This is a genomic window from Streptomyces sp. TP-A0356 (assembly GCF_001417775.1).
Taxonomy (GTDB): Bacteria; Actinomycetota; Actinomycetes; order Streptomycetales; family Streptomycetaceae; genus Streptomyces.
In genome coordinates, this window is record NZ_BBZJ01000057.1 from 1 (window position 1) to 6,732 (window position 6,732).

Annotated in this window: 1 protein-coding gene; it reads left to right on the forward strand. The window is 69.9% G+C overall.

The window, feature by feature from the left end; genetic code table 11:
• Positions 1-55: 55 nt before the first annotated feature.
• The coding region (locus ASC56_RS40415; RefSeq protein WP_234377263.1) for a type I polyketide synthase at positions 56-6,732 on the forward strand (6,677 nt) is incomplete at its 3' end.

The window sequence follows — 6,732 nt, forward strand, 5'->3', positions numbered from 1 at the left end:
GGTGCGTCTGCTGACGGAACGCCGGGCGTGGCCCCAGACGGAGGCCCGACCCCGAGTGTGTGCCGTCTCCGCCTTCGGTGTGAGTGGCACCAATGCCCACGTCATCCTGGAGCAGAGTCCTGCACCCGACCAGGACCGGACCACCTCTCCTGCCGTCCTCCCCGCAGTGGCCTGGACCCTGTCCGCCCGCACGGACGACGCCCTGCGGGCTCAGGCCCGGCGCCTGGGCGACTTCCTCACCGCGCACTCCGACATCGACCCGGTTGATGTCGGCTGGTCACTGGCGACCACCCGGACCACCTTCGAACACCGCGCGGTGGTATTGGGCGCGGACCGCGCTGAGCTGCTCCACGGCCTCGCAGAGGTGGCGGCACGTCGGAACGCGGCCCGGGTGATCATCGGACACGGCTCCGAAGAAGGTCGGCTGGCGTTCTTGTTCTCGGGTCAGGGTGCGCAGCGGCTGGGGATGGGCCGGGGCTTGTATGAGGCGTTTCCGGTGTTCGCGGAGGCGTTCGACGCGGTGGTGGCCGAGGTCGGCGAGGAACTGCGTGGGGTGGTGTTCGGTGAGGATGCCGGGCTGCTGAACGAGACGCGGTGGGCGCAGCCCGCGCTGTTCGCGGTCGAGGTGGCGTTGTTCCGGCTGCTGGAGTCCTTCGGGGTACGCCCGGATTACCTGGTGGGGCATTCGGTCGGTGAGTTGGCGGCTGCGCATGTGGCGGGGGTGTTGTCGCTGGCGGACGCCTGCCGGCTGGTGGTGGCGCGTGGTCGGTTGATGCAGGAGTTGCCGTCGGGTGGGGCGATGGTTGCGGTGGAGGCTGCGGAGGAGGAGGTGTTGCTGCTGCTGGCGGGCCGTGAGGGGGAGGTGTCGGTGGCGGCGGTGAACGGGCCGCGTGCGGTGGTTGTTTCGGGTGTCGAGGCGGCCGTGACCGAGGTCGCCGAGCGTCTGTCCGCGTTGGGTCGTCGTACGAGCCGTCTGCGGGTCAGTCATGCGTTTCATTCGCCGTTGATGGAGCCGATGTTGGAGGAGTTCCGTCGGGTCGCGGAGAGCATCGACTACGGGTCGGCGGCGATCCCTGTGGTGTCGAATGTGTCCGGGCGGCTTGCGGATGGTGGTGAGTTGGGGTCGGCGGAGTACTGGGTGCGGCATGTGCGGGAGGCGGTGCGGTTCGCTGACGGGGTTCAGTGGCTGGCCGGTCATGGTGTGACGCGGTTCGTGGAGGTGGGGCCGGACGGGACGCTGACTGCTCTTGCCCAGGCGTGCGTTCCCGAGGAGCGGGACGCGCTCTTCGTGCCCGCCCTGCGCAAGGACCGCGACGAGCCGGATGCCCTGCTCCAGGCGCTGGCCGGTGTGTTCGTGCACGGTGGCCCGGTCGACTGGCCGACGCTGTTCCAGGGAACCGATCCGCACCCCGTGGAGCTGCCGACGTACGCCTTCCAACGGCAGCGCTACTGGCTGGATCCGTCCGCCACGGGTCCGCAGTCCTCGACCGGGCCGGAGTTCGTGTCCGCGGTGGTGGACTCGGAGTTCTGGAAGGCCGTGGAGCGCGATGACCTCGGTACTCTGGCCGACGACCTGGGAGTGGAGCCTGACGTGCTGGGCGCGGCCCTTCCGGCGCTCTCCCAGTGGTACAGGAAGCGCGTCGAGCACCAGGTGGTCAACTCCTGGCGCTACGAGGACTTCTGGCGTCCACTGGCACGGGACGAAGAGACCCGGATGCCCGAGATGGAGACGGGAGGGCCCGCTCCCTGGCTGGCGGTCGTACCGCAGGACGCGTCGGACGGGGTCCGAGCCACTGTCCAGGCCGTGCTCGACGGTCTCGGGAAGCAGGGCCTGCTCCTGCACCCACTCCCTGTCGGCGACCTCGACCGCGTAGGGTTGGCCGGCGAACTGCGCTCGGCGTGGGACGAGGTCGGGCGGATCCAGGGCGTGCTCTCCCTGCTTCCGCTGGGTGACCGAGAGGACGCGGTGGCCTCGGCCACGGCGACTCTGCTCCAGGCGCTGTCCGACAGCGAGGTACCGGCACGCCTGTGGACTCTCACCCAGGGAGCGGTTCGTGTCGGTCAGTCGGACCATCTCCGGGCACCGGCCCAGGCCGCGGCATGGGGGGTCGGCCGCGTCGCGGCGCTGGAACATCCGGAACTGTGGGGCGGGCTCGTGGACCTGCCGGCCGACCTCGACGACCGTGTCCTCGCGAAACTCGTGGTCGCCGTCACCCGCCTTGCCGAGGGTGAGGACCAGGTCGCCATCCGGCGCAACGGCTTGTTCGGGCGAAGGATCCGCCCTGTCCGTCGAGTTCGGGAGGCGGAGTCGGAGTGGCGGCCGTGCGGCACGGTCCTGATCACCGGAGGTACGGGGGCCCTCGGGGCGCGCGTGGCGCACTGGGCGGTCGAGCGCGGCGCGCGGGATCTCGTTCTGGTGAGCAGGCGGGGCCAGGAGGCTCCTGGTGCCCTGGAACTCCGTGATGCTCTCAGCGCGAAGGGTGCGCGCGTCGCCGTCGAGGCCGTCGACGTCTCCGACCGTGAGGCGCTGCACTCCCTCCTGACGCGATACCGGATCGAATCCGTCTTCCACACCGCGGGCGTTCTCGAGGACGGGGTCCTCCACACGACCGATCCCGACCGCATCGAGCGGGTCATGCGTGCCAAAGCGGATGCGGCACGGACGCTCGACGAACTGACTCGCGATCAGGATCTCTCCGCGTTCGTTCTGTTCTCCTCTGTCGCCGGAGCGATCGGTAGCGCCGGCCAGGGCGCCTACGCCGCCGCGAATGCAGTTCTGGACGCCCTGGCCGTGCAGCGGCGGGCGGAGGGGCTGCCTGCCACTTCGATCGCCTGGGGCCCCTGGGCCGGGGGCGGCATGGCCGACGAGGCCGCCGGGAAGCGCCGTCGTGGCCGAGGTGCCGTGGCCGCGCTGGATCCCGACCTGGCGCTCATCGCGCTGGGCGCCGCCGTGGATTCCGGTCGCGCCGCACACCTGATCGCGGACATCGACTGGAGCCGGTTCGGACCGGCCTTCACGGCGACGCGCCCGAGCGCGCTCATCGCGGACCTGGTCGCCGCACCGGAGAGGAACGGCGGTTTGACCGCGGAGCGCGCGGCTTCCGACACCGACGACCTCGCCGCACGTGTCACCGCGCTGCCCCATGAGGCGGCCCTCAAGGTCGTACTCGACACGGTCCGTGCTCGCGCGGCTTCTGTCCTTGGTCATGCGGGCGTTGAGCAGGTGCCTGCGGGTCGGGCGTTTCGTGATCTGGGGGTGGATTCCCTGATCGCGGTGGAGTTGCGGAATGTGCTGGCGGTGGAGTGTGGGGTGGCGTTGCCGGCGACGGTGGTGTTCGATCATCCGACGCCGTTGGCGCTTGCCGAGTTCGTGGTGGGTGAGCTGGGTGGGGTGGTCGCGGAGCGTTCGTCGGGGGCTCTGGTGCCGGTGGTGGCGGAGGATCCGATCGCGATCGTGGGGATGGCTTGTCGATTTCCGGGTGGGGTGGACTCGCCGGAGGGGTTGTGGCGGTTGCTGGTGGAGGGCGGGGAGGGCATCGGAGACTTCCCCGACGACCGCGGCTGGGAGGGCCTGGGTTCGCTGTACGGCCTGAACGGCGAGGAGTCCGGCTCGTTGCCCTACGCGCGTCGTGGGGCCTTTCTCGACGGCGTGAGCGCCTTCGATGCGGGGTTCTTCGGTGTGTCGCCGCGGGAGGCGGTGGCGATGGATCCGCAGCAGCGGTTGCTGTTGGAGGTGTCGTGGGAGGCGGTGGAGCGGGCCGGGATCGATCCGGGTTCGTTGCGGGGTGGTGCGGTGGGTGTGTTCACGGGGACCAATGGTCAGGACTATCCGGCGTTGCTGGCGGCGTCGGGTGGGGACTTCGGGGGGTATCTGGGGACGGGTAATGCGGCGAGTGTGGTGTCGGGTCGGGTGTCGTATGTGCTGGGGCTTGAGGGTCCTGCGGTGACGGTGGACACGGCGTGTTCGTCGTCGTTGGTGGCGTTGCATCTGGCGGGTCAGGCGTTGCGGTCGGGTGAGTGTGATCTGGCGTTGGCTGGTGGGGTGACGGTGATGTCGACGCCGGGTGCGTTCGTGGAGTTCAGTCGGCAGGGTGGTTTGGCGGGGGATGGGCGGTGCAAGGCGTTTGCGGAGGGTGCGGATGGTACGGGGTGGGGTGAGGGTGTGGGTGTGTTGGTGGTGGAGCGGTTGTCGGATGCGCGTCGTCGTGGTCATCGGGTGTTGGCGGTGGTGCGTGGTTCGGCGGTGAATCAGGATGGGGCGTCGAATGGGTTGACGGCGCCGAATGGTCCGTCGCAGCAGCGGGTGATCCGTGCTGCGTTGGCGAGTGGGGGTTTGTCGGCGGCGGATGTGGATGTGGTGGAGGCGCATGGTACGGGGACGGTGCTGGGTGATCCGATCGAGGCGCAGGCGCTGTTGGCGACGTACGGTCAGGGGCGTGCGGTGGATCGGCCGTTGTGGTTGGGGTCGGTGAAGTCGAACATCGGTCATACGCAGGCGGCTGCGGGTGTGGCGGGTGTGATCAAGATGGTGCTGGCGTTGGAGCGGGGGGTGTTGCCGGCGACGCTGCACGTGGATATGCCGTCGTCGCACGTGGACTGGGACACGGGTGCGGTGCGTCTGCTGACGGAACGCCGGGCGTGGCCGGAGACGGGAGAGCGTCCGCGGCGTGCGGGGGTGTCGTCGTTCGGGTTGAGTGGCACCAACGCTCACCTCATCCTCGAAGCACCGGCCCAGCACACCGAGCGCACCGAGCAGAAGACCACCGCCGGGACGACTCCGCCGATCATCCCATGGGTACTGTCGGGCAAGGGAGTCGACGCCCTGCGGGCCCAGGCCGTCCGACTGCTCGACCACGTCAACGCCCGTCCGGATCTCGGCTTCGCCGAAGTGGCTCGCGCACTGACGACCACTCGCTCCACCTTCGAGAATCGTGCGGTGGTGCGGGGCGCGGACCGCGCTGAGCTACTGGCCGGCCTGTCCGCCCTGGCCGAGGGCGGGTCGCTGCCGAACGTGACCCAGGGCCTCGCCACCGAAGGTCGGCTGGCGTTCTTGTTCTCGGGTCAGGGTGCGCAGCGGCTGGGGATGGGCCGGGGGTTGTATGAGGCGTTTCCGGTGTTCGCGGAGGCGTTCGATGCGGTGGTGGCCGAGGTCGGTGCGGAGTTGCGTGGGGTGGTGTTCGGTGAGGATGCCGGGCTGCTGAACGAGACGCGGTGGGCGCAGCCCGCGTTGTTCGCGGTCGAGGTGGCGTTGTTCCGGCTGCTGGAGTCCTTCGGGGTGCGCCCGGATTACTTGGTGGGGCATTCGGTCGGTGAGTTGGCGGCTGCGCATGTGGCGGGGGTGTTGTCGTTGCCGGATGCGTGCCGGCTGGTGGTGGCGCGTGGTCGGTTGATGCAGGAGTTGCCGTCGGGTGGGGTGATGGTTGCGGTGGAGGCGTCGGAGGAGGAGGTGTTGCTGCTGCTGGCGGGCCGTGAGGGGGAGGTGTCGGTGGCGGCGGTGAACGGGCCGCGTGCGGTGGTTGTTTCGGGTGTCGAGGCGGCCGTGACCGAGGTTGTGGAGCAGTTGTCCGCGTTGGGTCGTCGTACGAGCCGTTTGCGGGTCAGTCATGCGTTTCATTCGCCGTTGATGGAGCCGATGTTGGAGGAGTTCCGTCGGGTCGCGGAGAGCATCGACTACGGGTCGGCGCGGATGGCGGTGGTCTCCAATGTCACCGGTGAGGTCGCGGATGGTGGTGAGTTGGGGTCGGCGGAGTACTGGGTGCGGCATGTGCGGGAGGCGGTGCGGTTCGCTGACGGGGTTCGGTGGCTGGCCGGTCATGGTGTGACGCGGTTCGTGGAGGTGGGGCCGGACGGGACGCTGACCGCTCTCGCCCAGGCGTGCGTTCCCGAGGAGCGGGACGCGCTCTTCGTACCCGCCCTGCGCAAGGAGCGCGACGAGCCGGACGCCCTGCTCCAGGCGCTGGCCGGTGTGTTCGTGCACGGTGGCCCGGTCGACTGGCCGACGCTGTTGGAGGGCGTCCAACCGGCGGAACTGCCCACGTACGCCTTCCAGCGCTCGTGGTACTGGCCCGAACCCGGAAACCCTGTCCCGGCGGTTGCGGCAACGGATCCCGTGGAGGCGCGGTTCTGGGAGGCCCTGGAGCGTGGCGACGCCCAGGACCTCGCCGGAGTGCTCGGCGTGGACCGTGCCATCCTCGACGACGTCGTCCCCGCACTGTCCGAGTGGCGCCGGAACCAGATCGAGCGGTCGGCCGTCGACGGCTGGCGTTACCGGGTGACCTGGGAGCGAGTCCCCGTCGGATCCGCCCCGACGACGTTGCAGGGGCGCTGGCTGTTGCTGCACGACGGTGAGGACGACATCGCCCTCGACGGGATCGAGGAGTTCCTGCCCGGTGTCGAGCATGTGCTCTGTGCGCCGGGTGCCGGCCGTGACCAGCTGGCAGAGCTGCTCGGCGCCGTCGGTGCGGGCGAGACCGTGACCGGGATCCTGTGCTGTCTGAACGGACTGCCGTCCGTGCTCGCGCTCACGCAGGCGTTGGGCGATGCGGGTGTGCACGCGCCGCTGTGGCTGGTGACGTCTGGAGCGGTCGCGGTCGGCGATGCCTCCGAGGGTGCGGTGGATCCGCTGCGGGCGGCCATGTGGGGTCTGGGCCGGGTTGCCGCGTTGGAGCACCCGGACCGGTGGGGTGGTCTGCTGGATGTGCCGGGCCGGCCGGACAGGCGGGTTCTGGCGCA